Source organism: Citrobacter sp. Cf088, assembly GCF_030334295.1.
Taxonomy (GTDB): Bacteria; Pseudomonadota; Gammaproteobacteria; order Enterobacterales; family Enterobacteriaceae; genus Citrobacter; species Citrobacter freundii.
Genome location: NZ_JAOWEE010000019.1, coordinates 1 through 15,668, shown reverse-complemented (window position 1 = coordinate 15,668; position 15,668 = coordinate 1). Strand labels below are relative to the sequence as shown.

Annotated in this window: 14 protein-coding genes; 9 read left to right on the top strand and 5 right to left on the bottom strand. The window is 52.1% G+C overall.

What is annotated here, in order from left to right:
- Positions 1–142 precede the first annotated feature (142 nt).
- Positions 143–1,765: an L-aspartate oxidase gene (gene nadB / locus OGV71_RS00635; RefSeq protein ID WP_204583352.1), complete on the top strand. Its 1,623-nt coding sequence runs from the start codon at positions 143–145 to the stop codon at positions 1,763–1,765.
- Here nadB and trmN read toward each other — a convergent pair.
- The gene (trmN, locus tag OGV71_RS00630; RefSeq protein WP_044714660.1) at positions 1,750–2,487 is read right to left on the bottom strand and encodes a tRNA(1)(Val) (adenine(37)-N(6))-methyltransferase TrmN; all 738 of its coding nucleotides are present in this window, start codon (positions 2,485–2,487) and stop codon (positions 1,750–1,752) included. The genes nadB and trmN overlap by 16 nt on opposite strands.
- 130 nt (positions 2,488–2,617) lie before the next feature.
- On the opposite strand from trmN, the gene srmB reads away from it, so the two are divergent.
- A complete protein-coding gene (gene srmB, locus OGV71_RS00625) occupies positions 2,618–3,946 on the top strand; it encodes an ATP-dependent RNA helicase SrmB (protein WP_003037569.1) in 1,329 nt (442 codons plus the stop codon).
- A gap of 17 nt (positions 3,947–3,963) precedes the next feature.
- Here the strand turns inward: srmB and OGV71_RS00620 are convergent, their stop codons facing one another.
- Positions 3,964–4,860 (bottom strand): LysR family transcriptional regulator, encoded by an 897-nt coding sequence (locus tag OGV71_RS00620; protein ID WP_110249043.1) that lies wholly within the window; start codon positions 4,858–4,860, stop codon positions 3,964–3,966.
- A 102-nt stretch (positions 4,861–4,962) separates the two neighbouring features.
- Between OGV71_RS00620 and eamB the strand changes: the two genes are divergently transcribed.
- On the top strand, positions 4,963–5,550 hold the full coding sequence (gene eamB, locus OGV71_RS00615) for a cysteine/O-acetylserine transporter (RefSeq protein WP_032949823.1): 588 nt from the start codon (positions 4,963–4,965) through the stop codon (positions 5,548–5,550).
- A 79-nt stretch (positions 5,551–5,629) separates the two neighbouring features.
- On the opposite strand, the gene grcA is transcribed toward eamB, so the two are convergent.
- Positions 5,630–6,013 carry an autonomous glycyl radical cofactor GrcA gene (gene grcA, locus OGV71_RS00610; protein WP_003037563.1) on the bottom strand — a complete coding sequence of 128 codons (384 nt, stop codon included), beginning with the start codon at positions 6,011–6,013 and terminating at the stop codon, positions 5,630–5,632.
- A gap of 317 nt (positions 6,014–6,330) precedes the next feature.
- Between grcA and ung the strand changes: the two genes are divergently transcribed.
- On the top strand, positions 6,331–7,020 hold the full coding sequence (gene ung / locus OGV71_RS00605; RefSeq protein WP_003037561.1) for a uracil-DNA glycosylase: 690 nt from the start codon (positions 6,331–6,333) through the stop codon (positions 7,018–7,020).
- A gap of 33 nt (positions 7,021–7,053) precedes the next feature.
- On the opposite strand, the gene OGV71_RS00600 is transcribed toward ung, so the two are convergent.
- Positions 7,054–8,133: a tRNA/rRNA methyltransferase gene (locus OGV71_RS00600; RefSeq protein WP_003037560.1), complete on the bottom strand. Its 1,080-nt coding sequence runs from the start codon at positions 8,131–8,133 to the stop codon at positions 7,054–7,056.
- Positions 8,134–8,340: 207 nt separating this feature from the next.
- Here OGV71_RS00600 and trxC point away from each other — a divergent pair, with 207 nt between their 5' ends.
- The 5 genes from trxC to OGV71_RS00570 all read left to right on the top strand — a co-directional run bounded on the left by trxC (position 8,341) and on the right by OGV71_RS00570 (position 14,063).
- On the top strand, positions 8,341–8,760 hold the full coding sequence (gene trxC, locus OGV71_RS00595; protein ID WP_003037559.1) for a thioredoxin TrxC: 420 nt from the start codon (positions 8,341–8,343) through the stop codon (positions 8,758–8,760).
- 69 nt (positions 8,761–8,829) lie between these two features.
- Positions 8,830–9,528, top strand: coding sequence for a tRNA-uridine aminocarboxypropyltransferase (gene tapT / locus OGV71_RS00590; RefSeq protein WP_192465360.1), 699 nt, complete (start codon positions 8,830–8,832; stop codon positions 9,526–9,528).
- A gap of 36 nt (positions 9,529–9,564) precedes the next feature.
- A complete protein-coding gene (locus tag OGV71_RS00585) occupies positions 9,565–12,225 on the top strand; it encodes a bifunctional acetate--CoA ligase family protein/GNAT family N-acetyltransferase (RefSeq protein WP_204583351.1) in 2,661 nt (886 codons plus the stop codon).
- Positions 12,226–12,339: 114 nt separating this feature from the next.
- On the top strand, positions 12,340–13,695 hold the full coding sequence (pssA, locus tag OGV71_RS00575; protein WP_008319601.1) for a CDP-diacylglycerol--serine O-phosphatidyltransferase: 1,356 nt from the start codon (positions 12,340–12,342) through the stop codon (positions 13,693–13,695).
- 32 nt (positions 13,696–13,727) lie between these two features.
- A complete protein-coding gene (locus OGV71_RS00570) occupies positions 13,728–14,063 on the top strand; it encodes a YfiM family lipoprotein (RefSeq protein ID WP_153687927.1) in 336 nt (111 codons plus the stop codon).
- Here the strand turns inward: OGV71_RS00570 and OGV71_RS00565 are convergent.
- Positions 14,060–15,358, bottom strand: a complete 1,299-nt coding sequence (locus tag OGV71_RS00565) for an MFS transporter (protein WP_204583350.1) — start codon at positions 15,356–15,358, stop codon at positions 14,060–14,062. The two genes, OGV71_RS00570 and OGV71_RS00565, sit on opposite strands and share 4 nt — an antisense overlap.
- Between the last annotated feature and the right edge of the window lie 310 nt (positions 15,359–15,668).

Below are 15,668 nucleotides of genomic sequence, written 5' to 3'. Positions count from 1 at the left end.
CAAAATATTTTTGCCTATTTCACCCTCATCATGTTTTTCTTTCATGTTTAGTCATTGCAACACGTTTAAAAATAAAACGTGCAGTATCGCGCAATGTGGTGCTATGGTGACCAAACACTGTTTAGTAAATTAAACAAAAATCATGAATACGACTCCTGAATTATCCTGTGACGTGCTGATCATTGGCAGCGGGGCTGCCGGACTCTCACTGGCGCTGCGCCTGGCTGAAAAACATCAGGTTATTGTCCTGAGCAAAGGGCCGGTCAGCGAAGGCTCGACATTTTATGCCCAGGGCGGTATTGCCGCGGTTTTCGATGAAACCGACAGTATCGACTCCCACGTTGAAGATACGCTGATTGCCGGGGCCGGGTTGTGCGATCGCCATGCGGTTGAATTTGTCGCCAGCAATGCCCGTACCTGCGTTCAATGGCTAATCGATCAGGGCGTCTTATTTGATACGCAGGTTCAGCCTAACGGTGAAGAGAGCTATCACCTGACCCGTGAAGGCGGTCACAGCCATCGACGTATCCTGCACGCTGCGGATGCTACCGGCAAAGAAGTCGAAACCACCCTCGTCAGCCAGGCACAAAATCACCCCAACATCCGGGTTCTCGAGCGCAGTAATGCTGTCGACCTGATTGTCTCCGATAAAATCGGTCTGCCGGGAACGCGTCGGGTTGTCGGAGCCTGGATCTGGAATCGTAATAAAGAAGCCGTCGAAACCTGCCATGCGAAGTCGGTAGTGCTGGCAACCGGCGGCGCGTCAAAGGTGTATCAATACACCACCAATCCGGATATTTCCTCGGGTGACGGAATTGCAATGGCCTGGCGTGCGGGATGCCGCGTCGCCAACCTGGAGTTTAACCAGTTTCACCCAACAGCGCTGTATCATCCGCAGGCGCGCAATTTTCTGCTGACCGAAGCGCTGCGCGGCGAAGGCGCGCACCTGAAACGCCCGGACGGTTCACGCTTTATGCCCGATTTTGACGAGCGTGGCGAACTGGCTCCCCGCGATATTGTCGCCCGCGCCATTGATCATGAAATGAAGCGCCTGGGTGCAGATTGCATGTTCCTCGATATCAGTCATAAACCGGAAAAATTTGTTCGTCAGCATTTCCCGATGATTTATGAAAAGTTGCTGGGACTGGGCATTGATCTAACCAAAGAGCCTGTTCCCATCGTGCCTGCCGCGCACTATACCTGCGGCGGCGTGATGGTTGATGACTTTGGCCGTACCGATGTCGATGGGCTGTATGCGATCGGCGAAGTGAGTTACACCGGCCTGCATGGCGCCAACCGGATGGCATCGAACTCATTGCTGGAGTGTCTTGTTTACGGCTGGTCCGCGGCTGAAGATATCGACAGGCGTATGCCTTATGCACGCGGCGTCAGCACGCTCCCGGGCTGGGATGAAAGCCGGGTAGAAAATCCGGATGAGTTGGTTGTTATCCAGCATAACTGGCATGAACTGCGGCTGTTCATGTGGGATTACGTCGGTATTGTCCGTACGACCAAGCGCCTGGAACGCGCTCTGCGCCGTATCACCATGCTGCAACAGGAAATCGACGAGTATTACGCCCATTTCCGTGTGTCGAACAACCTACTGGAGCTGCGCAATCTGGTGCAGGTTGCCGAGCTGATTGTCCGCTGCGCGATGATGCGCAAAGAGAGTCGGGGCCTGCACTACACGCTGGATTATCCAGAACAGCTTCCAGAGGCGGGCCCGTCAATTCTCTCGCCGCTCAGTCATCACATAAACAGATAGAACGCCTGGGTCAGCGCCGTATAACCTTCAGAGTAACGTTGGTCTGGCCCACGGATCACCAGCCTGTCGCTAAAGCACTCCCCGGCCTGCGGGGAGAATGCCAGCAATACCCGATGCGGTAGACGGGCCTCGGTTTCTGCTACATCCGTGCGCAATCGCAGATGCCAGCCCATGCTAAGCGCCTGCTGAGTAAATGCGTTACCAATCTGCTCCGGTAGCACCACACAAAAAAAGCCGTCTTCCGTAATGCTGTCCGCCGCCAGCGTAAGCAACGCCTGGTGATCGAGCGAGGTGGTATAGCGGGCCTGCTCGCGCTGCGGTGTAGCGCATTCCACGCCCTGTTCATAATAGGGAGGATTGCTGATTATCAAATCAAAACGCACGGTCTGACGCGGTATCCACTGTTGCGCATCTTCTGTATGAACACTCACGCGATGCATCCACGGAGATTGCGCGATGTTCTCCTGCGCCTGCTGCGCGGCGTCGACATCAAGCTCCACGGCGTCAATGATGACGTTTTCATCAGTGCGCTGGGCCAGCATCAGCGCCAACAGGCCGCTCCCGGTACCAATATCCAGGATCCGCTTTACGCCCGCAACGGGGGCCCAGGCCCCCAATAAAATACCGTCCGTTCCGACTTTCATTGCACAGCGATCGTGTGCCACAAAAAACTGCTTAAAAGTAAATCCATTACGTTTCAGTACGGATGTAGACTGGGGCATGAAGAACAACCTTCCTGGAAAAAAAACGATAACATAGGATAAAAACAATACCTGAGAAGGTATATCCATACAAACAGATGAAGATTGCAGCCGTAACGTCTATAATCAGCGCCCCACTCAGAGGTAGAACATGACTGTAACGACTTTTTCCGAACTTGAACTCGATGAAAGCCTTCTGGATGCCCTCCAGGAAAAAGGTTTCACTCGCCCGACCGCCATTCAGGCTGCCGCCATTCCGCCTGCGCTCGATGGCCGTGATGTACTCGGTTCTGCGCCGACAGGCACCGGTAAAACGGCGGCATATTTGCTGCCAGCGTTGCAGCACCTGCTCGACTTCCCACGCAAGAAATCTGGTCCGCCGCGCATTTTAATCCTGACGCCAACGCGCGAACTGGCGATGCAGGTTGCTGAACACGCCCGTGAGCTGGCGAAAAATACGCATCTGGATATCGCGACCATTACCGGCGGCGTGGCTTACATGAACCACATGGAAGTCTTTAGCGAAAACCAGGACATCGTGGTTGCCACCACGGGTCGTCTGCTGCAATACATTAAAGAAGAAAACTTCGACTGCCATGCGGTTGAGACGCTAATTCTCGATGAAGCAGATCGTATGCTGGACATGGGTTTTGCCCAGGACATCGAACATATCGCCGGTGAAACCCGCTGGCGTAAGCAAACCATGCTGTTCTCCGCCACGCTGGAAGGCGATGCGATTAAAGATTTTGCCGAGCGTCTGTTGGAAGATCCGGTCGAAGTCTCAGCGGATCCGTCCACCCGCGAACGCAAGAAGATCCATCAGTTTTACTACCGTGCCGATGACATCGAGCACAAAACTGCGCTGTTGATCCATCTGTTAAAACAGCCGGAAGCGACCCGCTCGATTGTCTTCGTACGTAAACGCGAGCGTGTGCACGAGCTGGCAGGCTGGCTGCGCCAGGCGGGCATTAACAACTGCTATCTCGAAGGCGAGATGGTGCAGAACAAACGCAATGAAGCGATCAAACGCCTGACCGATGGCCGCGTGAACGTGCTGGTAGCCACCGACGTTGCCGCTCGCGGGATCGATATTCCTGACGTCAGCCATGTGTTTAACTTCGACATGCCGCGCAGTGGCGATGCCTATCTGCACCGCATTGGCCGTACCGGTCGCGCAGGTCGTAAAGGTACTGCGATCTCTTTGGTTGAAGCGCACGACCATCTACTTCTCGGCAAAGCGAGCCGCTATATTGACGAACCGCTGAAAGCACGCGTCATCGACGAACTGCGTCCAACCACGCGCGCGCCAAGTGAGAAATCCAACGGTAAACCATCCAAGAAAGTGCTGGCGAAGCGCGCCGAGAAAAAAGCGAAAGAGAAAGAGAAGCCGCGGGTGAAAAAACGTCACCGCGATGCAAAAAATATCGGCAAACGTCGTAAGCCGAGCGGAGCTGCTACCCAGCAGTCCGACAAAGAGTAAACCGAATGCCGGGCCGTTTAGCCCGGCATTTTTTCACGTGATGCAAAACTCTCTTCAATACACTCAAGAAATATCCGCATCGCCGGACTAACGACTTTTCCGGCATGATAACCACACAATGCCGTAATTAACTCAGGTTGTTCACTGTACGGTAATTCAATCAATTCCCCAGAACGTAGCTCCTTCTCAACGGCAAAACGCGGCAAAAAGCTGACCCCAAGATTTGCCGATACGCACTGCTTAATGCTTTCAATGCTCCATAGCTCAATGGTATTTTCCAGCGTAATCTGTCGTTTACGCAGTAGCCCCTCGAAGCGCTGTCTGAAAATACATTGCGGCTCATTAATGATAAAACTGCAGGGAATGTGTTGGTTAGACTGAGTAAAATCAACGTGCTGGAGCAGCGGTGAAGCAACTAATGCCAGTGACTGATCGCCTAGCGGCATCAACTCAAGGGCATCGTCATTACCCACCCGATAAAACACCCCCAGATCGACCTCATCACTGAGCAACGCATCGCGAATGACATAGCAATTGAGTGACTGTAAAGACAACCGCACATGGGGCGCACGTTGTTTAAATCGCTGTAAAACCTGCGGCATTTTATACGCCAGCAGCGTTTCGCCCGTCGCGACACGTAGCTCGCCGCTCGGCTGCGCATCCTGATGTGCTGACTGTCGAATCGATGCCATCACGCGCGTCAGGTCATGGATATGCGGCATCAGCCGTTTTCCCTCACTGGTGAGACACATCCGGCGTCCAATTTTTTCAAACAACTGCACCGAAAGTTCTTGCTCAAGCTGTTGAATATGAAAGGTAACTGTTGATTGCGTACAACACAGTTTTTGTGATGCCCGCAGGAATGAGCCCTCTTCCACCACTGTTTTTAACGTAATAAACCGACGTAAATCCATTCGCACTAACCCATCGAAAATATCGAATTCAGAATGCAAAAACATTCATTTTTTTAAATGTTTTGTCTCGGGTACTGTCTACCAAAACAGAGGAGATAACAAGTGACCCCCACCCTTTTAAGTGCATTCTGGACCTATACATTGATTACCGCGCTAACCCCCGGACCAAACAACATCCTTGCGCTCAGTGCCGCGACATCACACGGTTTTCGTCAGAGTACGCGCGTACTGGCCGGAATGAGTTTGGGCTTTTTAATCGTCATGCTGATGTGCGCCGGGATTTCATTTTCACTGGCGGTTATGGATCCTGCCATTATCCATTGGCTCAGTTGGGCTGGGGCAGCTTATATCCTGTGGCTGGCGCTGAAGATCGCCACCAGCCCGGCTACAAACGATGGTTTGCTGTCAGAGCCGATTAGCTTCTGGGCGAGTTTTGGCTTGCAGTTTGTTAACGTCAAAATCATTTTGTACGGCATTACTGCGTTATCCACGTTTGTATTACCGTACACTCAGGACGCGCACTGGCTGATTGGGGTGAGTATTCTGTTGGCGCTGATCGGCACCTTCGGAAATGCCTGCTGGGCGCTGGCGGGCCATCTTTTTCAGCGCGTTTTTCGCCGTTACGGCCGGCAGTTGAATATCATTCTGGCGCTGCTGTTGGTGTATTGCGCGGTAAGGATCTTTTACTAACGGATGCAAAAAAGCGGAAGACACACTGGCATCTTCCGCTTTTTGATTCTTTGCTAAACGGGGCTATTCCCCGTGAGCCTTACAGGCTCTCAGTAAAGGTACGAGCAATAACGTCGCGCTGCTGTTCTGGGGTCAGAGAGTTGAAACGCACTGCATAACCAGAAACACGGATGGTCAACTGCGGATATTTTTCCGGATGCTTAACTGCATCTTCCAGCGTTTCGCGACGCAGAACGTTCACGTTCAGGTGCTGACCACCTTCCACGCGGACTTCCGGCTGTACGTCTACCGGTACTTCACGGTATTCGATTTCGCCCAGTTTGCTGACAGCAACGACTTCATCAGCATTGAAACCTGCTTTCGCAACGATGCAGCGTGCTTCGCCTTTTTCGCTGTCCAGCAGCCAGAAAGAGTTCAGCAGGTCGTCGTTTGCAGCTTTAGTAATCTGGATACCTGTAATCATTTGATGCCTCCCCGGCAAAATTATTTGATCTCGGTTGGCCGTCATCCGGCCAATTGGTAAAACCATTGTTGCTTGAGTGTATATATACCCCTCACACACCCCTGAATCTTTGATTTAAATCAACAAAAACCACACATGAAAAGTGGTGATAGATAGATTTTATTGTTTTACATCAACTTACGCCATGTACACAGCTAAACTTTTTACATAAATTTTCAACTATCTTTAAGGGGTAGACCATTGAGAAACGTACAGAATTTTGCGACATCGAAAGAAGCAGTTAAGCTAGGGGGATTGAAAATTCGCAGGAGAGCGAGATGGCCACCGAATTAACCTGGCACGATGTGCTGGCTGAAGAAAAACAGCAGCCTTATTTTGTTAACACACTGCATACTGTTGCCGGCGAGCGTCAGTCAGGAATGACAATTTATCCGCCGCAAAAAGATGTGTTTAACGCGTTTCGTTTTACCGAGCTTGGTGACGTGAAAGTTGTCATCCTGGGTCAGGATCCTTACCACGGCCCAGGCCAGGCACACGGTCTCGCGTTCTCTGTCCGCCCCGGCATTGCCACTCCGCCTTCGTTGCTGAACATGTACAAAGAGCTGGAAGCAACAATTCCCGGCTTCACACGCCCCACGCACGGATATCTGGAAAGCTGGGCACGCCAGGGCGTACTGTTACTCAACACCGTACTCACCGTTCGCGCCGGTCAGGCACATTCTCACGCCAGCCTTGGATGGGAAACCTTTACCGATAAAGTCATCAGCCTGATTAACCAACATCGGGAAGGCGTGGTTTTCCTGCTCTGGGGTTCTCACGCACAGAAGAAAGGCGCGATTATTGATGCGCAGCGTCACCATGTGTTGAAAGCGCCACACCCATCACCGCTCTCTGCGCATCGCGGTTTCTTTGGTTGCAATCACTTTGTACTGGCTAATGAATGGCTGGAACAACGAGGTGAAAAACCAATTGACTGGATGCCGGTATTACCCGCAGAGAGCGAGTAAAAAAATGCCAGCGATTCGCTGGCATTTTTATTATCAGGCTTTGTTCTGACGCCACCACTCCGCGAGCAACACGCCGGTCGCGACAGAAACATTGAGCGTTTCTACCTTGCCGGTACCGTCAATCGCCACACACAGGTCGTCGGCTGAACATGCTGCTTCTGGCAGAGCTTCACGCTCACGCCCTAATACCAGCACCATTTTTTCCGGCAGCGTGGTAGTAAACAGCGGTTTACCTTTCACGCTTGAGGTCATCACTACCGTGTAACCCGCATTACGGAAATCGTCCAACACATCAACAATGCTGTCACCGGTAATCGGCTGAACATGCTCTGCTCCACCTTCAGCGGTACGGATAGCCGCCCCCGATTCCAGCAGCGCCGCATCCTGAACCACCACGCCTTTCACACCGAAGTGCGCGCAGCTACGCATCATACCGCCCAGGTTATGCGGGTTAGCGATATCTTCCAGTGCCAGCACGCAATCCTGCGCCCCTGCCTGACCGACCCACTGCTTAACGGTAGTACCGTTACGTTTTTTGATCAGGAAACAGACGCCACCGTGGTGTTCAGTGCCAGAGGCTTTCGCCAGCTCGGCTTCGTCAACCACGTGATAGGCTTTGCGGTTTGCCGCCATCCAGCGTAATGCTTCTTTAAAACGCGGGGTTACGCTCTGAACAAACCAGGCGCGGACGATAGCGTCCGGACGACTCTGGAACAGAGCCTGACAGGCATTCTCACCATAAACGCGGGTTTCTTCCGCGCGCTGACGGCGTAATACTTCAGGATCGATAAAGCTCTTACCGCTAATACCGCCGTGATCGGCTTTATCCGCTGCGTCATCATTCGGTGCGCGGGAAACGGTACGCCACGGTGAATCTTCACGTCTGCGGTCGCGTTCTACATCGCGGTCACGCCCGCGTTCACGACCACGTTCGCTGTTCGGACCCTTTCGTTCATCACGGGCAGGGCGACGACCGCCTTCGGCTCGGGAAGTACCGGGGCGACCGCCGCCTTTGCCAGTACGTGGATTTTGGGTGCGTTTATCCGAGTCATCGTCACTGCGGACGTACATCACTTTGACCTTGCCGTTTTTGTTCTTCAGTTCGTCGCTCATGTTTTTCTCCACCTGCTCTGCGCGAAGCGCGCAGATTACCCGATGTGCACGTCGTTAGCCATTATTTCATTTAAAAGCTAAGGACTATTGTACTCATTGAATAAAACGCATTGTTGTTTAGAACAGACTCTCCGATAATATGTAACATAATAGAAACATACTGGCGTTTATGCCGTGAAGTCCACTCCACTCATCCAGAGGTTAGTTATGAATACCGTTTGTACCAGCTGCCAGGCTATCAACCGCATCCCTGACGATCGTGTCCAGGAAGCGGCTAAATGCGGACGCTGTGGTCACGACCTGTTTGATGGGGAGGTGATCAATGCGACCGGTGAGACACTGGATAAACTGTTAAAAGACGATCTCCCGGTTGTCGTTGACTTTTGGGCCCCCTGGTGTGGTCCATGTCGTAACTTCGCCCCGATTTTTGAAGATGTCGCGGAAGAGCGTAGCGGCAAAGTGCGTTTTGTTAAAGTGAATACGGAAGCCGAGCGTGAACTCAGCGCCCGTTTCGGTATCCGCAGCATTCCGACCATCATGATCTTCAGAAAAGGTGAAATCGTCGACATGCTTAACGGCGCTGTACCAAAAGCCCCGTTTGATAGCTGGCTTAACGAATCATTATAATCTCTACGGGGCGCATCTTGTGCCCCGTTTTCACCTCTGCGACAATAGCGTTTTTCAACGTGTTTCCCCATGACCGATAACGCTGTTCTTCAGTTACGCGCTGAGCGCCTCGCGCGCGCCACGCGTCCTTTCCTTGCCCGAGGTAATCGCGTTCGCCGCTGTCAACGCTGCCTGCTGCCGCAGAGGCTCTGCTTGTGCGCAACTCTGGCGCCCTCTGAGGCAAAAAGTCGCTTTTGTCTGGTGATGTTTGATACCGAGCCGATGAAGCCCAGCAACACGGGGCGTTTAATTGCTGATATTCTGCCCGATACCACGGCTTTTCAGTGGTCGCGTACCGAGCCGCCGCAGGCGCTGCTGGAACTGGTAAAAAATCCGGATTACCAGCCGATGGTTGTATTCCCGGCCTCCTATGCGGGTGAAGAGCGTGAAGTGATCTTCACGCCACCAGCCGGTAAGCCCCCATTGTTTATCATGCTCGACGGCACCTGGCCTGAGGCGCGTAAAATGTTCCGCAAAAGCCCGTACCTCGATAACCTGCCGGTGATCTCTGTTGATTTATCACGCCTTTCTGCTTACCACCTGCGTGGCGTTCACGCCGAAGGGCAATATTGCACAGCCGAGGTGGCCATCGCCTTGTTGGATCTGGCGGGAGATACGCAAGCCGCAGAAGGGTTAAGCGATCATTTTACTCGCTTTAAAACCCGCTACCTGGCAGGAAAAACTCAACATCAGGGAAGCGTCACAGCAGATTCATCAGAAAACGTTTAAAATCATTCGGTCACTGGTGTCATTAAGGAAGCCGATATGAGTCAGCGTGGTCTGGAAGCACTATTGCGACCGAAATCCATTGCGGTGATTGGGGCATCAATGAAGCCTAATCGCGCGGGTTACCTGATGATGCGTAACCTGCTTGCCGGCGGTTTCAATGGACCTGTTTTACCGGTGACGCCCGCATGGAAAGCGGTGTTGGGCGTACTGGCGTGGCCCAATATCAACAGCCTGCCTTTTAGCCCCGATCTCGCCGTGTTGTGCACCAATGCCAGCCGTAACCTGGCATTACTCGAAGCACTTGGCGAGAAAGGCTGTAAAACCTGCATTATTCTCTCAGCTCCCTCGGCGCAGCACGCGGAGCTGCTGGCCTGCGCATCACGCTACAACATACGTCTTCTGGGTCCCAACAGCTTGGGACTTCTCGCCCCCTGGCAAGGACTTAACGCCAGCTTTTCCCCCGTCCCGATTAAGCGCGGCAAGTTAGCTTTCATCTCTCAATCCGCCGCCGTATCCAATACCATACTCGACTGGGCACAGCAGAGAGAAATGGGCTTTTCTTACTTTATCGCGCTGGGTGATAGCCTGGATATCGACGTTGATGAGCTACTGGATTACCTGGCACGCGACAGTAAAACAAGCGCGATATTGCTGTATCTCGAACATTTAAGTGATGCCCGGCGCTTTGTTTCCGCCGCCCGTAGCGCCTCGCGCAATAAACCTATTCTGGTGATTAAGAGCGGTCGCAGCCCTGCAGCGCAGCGTTTACTGCATACCAGCGCCGGGATGGACCCTGCGTGGGATGCAGCTATTCAGCGCGCCGGTTTACTGCGCGTACAAGACACTCACGAGCTGTTCTCAGCAGTCGAAACCTTGAGCCACATGCGTCCACTACGTGGCGACAGGCTGATGATCATCAGCAATGGGGCCGCGCCTGCCGCACTGGCATTAGATGAACTGTGGTCAAAAAATGGCAAGTTGGCGACGTTGAGTGAAGACACCTGCCAGAAATTACGAGATGCATTGCCTGAACATGTTGATATCGCCAACCCACTGGATCTGCGTGATGACGCCAGCAGCGAACACTACGTTAAGACGCTGGATATTTTGCTCGCCAGCCAGGATTTCGACGCGTTGATGGTGATTCATTCACCCAGCGCAGCCGCTCCCGGAACCGAAAGCGCACAGGCATTGATTGAAGCGGTAAAGCATCATCCCCGAGGAAAATTCGTCTCGTTGCTGACCAACTGGTGCGGAGAGTTTTCCTCTCAGGAAGCCCGCAGACTGTTTAGCGAAGCCGGATTACCAACCTACCGCACGCCTGAAGGCACTATCACTGCATTTATGCATATGGTGGAGTACCGGCGTAACCAGAAGCAACTGCGTGAAACGCCAGCGCTACCCGACAATCTGACCACCAACACCGCCGAAGCGCATAATCTGTTACAACAGGCGATTGCAGAAGGCGCAACGTCACTGGATACTCATGAAGTTCAGCCTATTTTACAGGCCTATGGCTTACATACACTGCCGACATGGATCGCCAGCGACAGCGCAGAGGCCGTACACATCGCGGAGCAAATCGGCTACCCGGTGGCGCTCAAGCTGCGTTCTCCTGATATCCCGCATAAGTCGGAAGTTCAGGGGGTAATGCTCTACCTGCGTACAGCAACAGAAGTGCAGCAGGCTGCCAATGCAATTTTCGATCGGGTAAAAATGGCCTGGCCGCAGGCACGCATTCACGGTTTATTAGTACAAAGTATGGCGAATCGCGCTGGTGCTCAAGAGCTTCGCGTCGTCGTTGAACACGACCCGGTATTTGGCCCGTTGATTATGCTGGGTGAAGGTGGTGTTGAGTGGCGACCGGAAGAGCAAGCCGTGGTGGCCTTGCCGCCATTGAACATGAATCTGGCGCGTTATCTGGTGATCCAGGGGATCAAAAATAAAAAGATCCGCGCTCGCAGCGCACTACGTCCGCTGGATATCGCCGGGTTGAGCCAACTTCTGGTGCAGGTCTCCAACCTGATCGTCGACTGCCCGGAGATTCAGCGTCTGGATATCCATCCGCTGCTGGCCTCCGCCGAAGAATTTACCGCGCTGGACGTTACGCTGGATATTGCCCCTTTCACGGGAGATAACGAAAGCAGACTGGCTGTACGTCCCTACCCCCATCAGCTTGAAGAGTGGGTGGAGTTGAAGAACGGCCAGCGCTGTCTGTTCCGCCCCATTTTACCGGAGGATGAACCTCATCTACAGCAGTTCATTTCTCAAGTGACAAAAGAAGATCTTTATTATCGCTATTTCAGTGAGATCAATGAATTTACCCACGAAGATTTAGCCAATATGACGCAGATCGACTACGATCGGGAAATGGCTTTTGTTGCGGTGCGTTGTAAAGATAATCACGAAGAGATCCTCGGCGTAACGCGAGCAATCTCGGATCCTGATAACGTAGATGCTGAGTTTGCCGTACTGGTTCGTTCCGATCTCAAAGGGCTTGGACTGGGTCGCCGATTGATGGAAAAATTAATTGCATATACCCGAGATCACGGACTTATACGTTTGAATGGTATTACGATGCCAAACAATCGTGGGATGGTCGCCCTGGCCCGAAAACTCGGGTTTGTTGTTGACGTCCAGCTCGAAGAGGGAATTGTTGGGCTAACGCTTAATCTGGCCCAATGTGAGGAATCGTGAGTAAGGTACTGGAAATGTTGACCACATTAATGGGTACTGGTGGTATCATTGCCCGCTTATGTCGTCTGCATAGCACAGAGGACCCTTCAATGAACAGAGAAGAAATGCACTGTGATGTTGTCAAAATTTAAGCGTAATAAACATCAACAACACCTTGCCCAACTACCCAAGATTTCTCAGTCAGTTGATGATGTAGATTTCTTTTATGCTCCCGCTAATTTCAGGGAGACTCTGCTGGAAAAAATAGCCAGCGCGACGCGACGGATCTGCATTATTGCGCTGTACCTGGAACAGGATGACGGTGGTAAAGGCATACTTGACGCTCTCTATGCGGCAAAACGGCAGCGTCCTGAACTGGATGTCCGGGTGCTTGTCGACTGGCACAGAGCTCAGCGCGGTCGTATTGGAGCTGCGGCATCCAATACTAATGCTGACTGGTATTGCCGAATGGCGCAAGAAAACCCTGGTATCGATATTCCTGTTTATGGCGTTCCGATTAACACCCGTGAAGCACTTGGCGTCCTGCATTTCAAAGGCTTTATTATCGATGACAGCGTCCTGTACAGCGGGGCCAGTCTGAACGATGTTTACCTGCATCAGCATGATAAATATCGCTATGACCGTTATCAGTTGATTCGCAATGCGCAAATGGCCGATATCATGTTCGATTGGGTTACGCAGAACCTGATAAAGGGTCGCGGCGTTAACCGCCTTGATGATATCAACCGACCTAAAAGCCCGGAAATTAAAAACGACATCCGCCTGTACCGCCAAGAACTGCGTGATGCGTCATTCCATTTTCAGGGTGATGCTGATAACGAACAGCTTTCGGTTACGCCTCTGGTGGGCCTTGGGAAATCCAGTCTGTTAAATAAGACCATTTTCCATCTTATGCCCTGCGCGGAGCACAAACTCACAATCTGTACCCCTTATTTCAACCTGCCCGCCATACTGGTGCGCAATATCATTCAACTGCTGCGTGAAGGGAAAAAGGTTGAAATCATTGTCGGTGATAAAACCGCCAACGACTTTTTCATTCCAGAAGATGAGCCATTCAAGATCATCGGCGCGCTGCCTTATCTGTATGAAATAAATCTGCGCCGTTTCCTGAGCAGATTGCAGTATTACGTAAATACCGACCAGTTGGTCGTACGCCTATGGAAAGATGATGACAACACCTATCATCTGAAAGGTATGTGGGTTGATGATAAATGGATGCTGCTCACCGGCAACAACCTTAACCCTCGCGCCTGGCGTCTGGATCTGGAAAACGCAATCCTTATCCACGATCCTAAGCAAGAGCTGACTCCCCAGCGCGATAAAGAGCTGGAGCTTATCCGTACGCATACTACCGTCGTTAAGCACTATCGCGACCTGCAAAGTATTGCTGACTATCCAGTCAAAGTGCGTAAGCTCATTCGTCGACTACGCCGTATTCGTATCGACAGATTAATTAGCCGTATTCTGTAATCAAGACCCCGTCCAGTGACGGGGTTTTTCATATGGAGGCAACGGTGCGCCTGTTCATTCTTACCAGCATCCTGGCCATTTCTGGCTGCAGCCACATGGCTAACGACCAGTGGAGTGGGCAAGACAAAGCTCAACACTTCATCGCCTCCGCCATGCTTGCCGCAGCCGGCAATGAATATGCCCAACATCAGGGCAACAGCCGCGATCGCAGTGCGGCTATCGGCCTGATGTTCTCAGTCAGCCTGGGCGCGTCAAAAGAACTGTGGGACAGCCGTCCCGCAGGGAGCGGCTGGAGCTGGAAGGACTTCGCCTGGGATGTTGCAGGCGCGTCTACCGGCTATGCGGTCTGGCAACTGGCACATTATTAGAGGCGCAGACCTTTCCCCTTCCCATGCAGCATCAGCGATACTAAAAACGCGACAATTGCCAGCGCGGTGACGTACCAGAAGAATGTCGTTTCCATACCGACAGACTTCAGGGATAACGCCACATATTCAGCTGAGCCACCAAACAGGGCATTAGCCACCGCATAAGATAAGCCAACTCCCAGAGCGCGCACCTGCGCCGGGAACATCTCAGCCTTCAAAATACCGCTGATTGACGTATAGAAACTCACGATTAACAGGGCACACATCACCAGAGCAAACGCCATATACGGGGATGTTACGCTTTGCAATGCTGTCAGAATGGGAACAGTGAAAATCGCAGCCAACGCGCCAAAACACAGCATTGAAGTACGCCGGCCAATCTTATCTGACAAAGCGCCGAACAGCGGTTGAACCAGCATGAACACACACAGTGCCGCCGTCATAATCCCGCTGGCTACGTTGGCATGCATACCAGCTGTATTGACCAGGTATTTCTGCATGTAGGTTGTGAACGTGTAAAAACACAACGAACCCGCGGCGGTAAAGCCAAGCACCATGACAAAGGCTTTGCGATTACGCCACAGACCTTTCAGGGAACCCGCTTCTTTCAGCGCGCGAACGTCCTGTTTCGAGGTTTCATCCAGTTGGCGACGCAGCCATAGCGCAACAATAGCCAGCACGGCGCCCAACGCAAATGGAATACGCCACCCCCACGCTCTGAGCGCAGAGTCTTCTAACGTGTGCTGTAATATGACCACAACCAACAATGCCAGTAACTGTCCGCCGATTAACGTCACGTACTGGAATGAAGCATAAAAACCTTTCTTACCTTCAACGGCAACTTCACTCATATAGGTCGCGCTGGTTCCGTATTCACCACCTACAGATAACCCCTGGAATAGTCTGGCCAGCAGTAATAACGCAGGGGCCCAGGTACCGATAGTTTCATATCCCGGTAGACAAGCGATCACCAACGATCCCATACACATCATACAAACGGACAGCAACATGGACTTTTTACGCCCGTGCTTATCCGCAATACGGCCAAACAACCAGCCTCCAATTGGTCGCATCAAGAAGCCTGCGGCAAACACGCCGGCGGTTTGTAAGAGTTGTGTGGTGGTATTTCCTGATGGGAAAAAGATATGAGCAAAATAAAGAGAACAGAAAGAGTAGATATAGAAATCAAACCATTCGACCAGATTCCCTGATGATGCTCCGACAATCGCCCATATACGACGGCGGGTATCGCCGTCTGCCAGAGCCCCGTTCTCAGTTACACTACTATCAGCCATTAGAATTGTACCCCTGCCAACGATCGCATGAATTTATCAATGATGGTTGTGTGTTTTTTGGTGAATTAAATGTTATATAATTGTTATATATTATTATGCAGGAAAGATCACAGTTTTAATTAGCAGAGAAAGGATTCAGATATGTTCGAGGGAGAGATCCGTGACAGTGTGCTTTTGTTAATCGATTAAGGTGGTTAGGTCGAATCCAGCAATCTGCCGCCGGAATTACGTGATGCGCTGCGCTTATCAGGCCTGCACAATACGTTCAGCCCGGCGGTTTTACCCCGCACACACGCAAAAAAGCCCATCC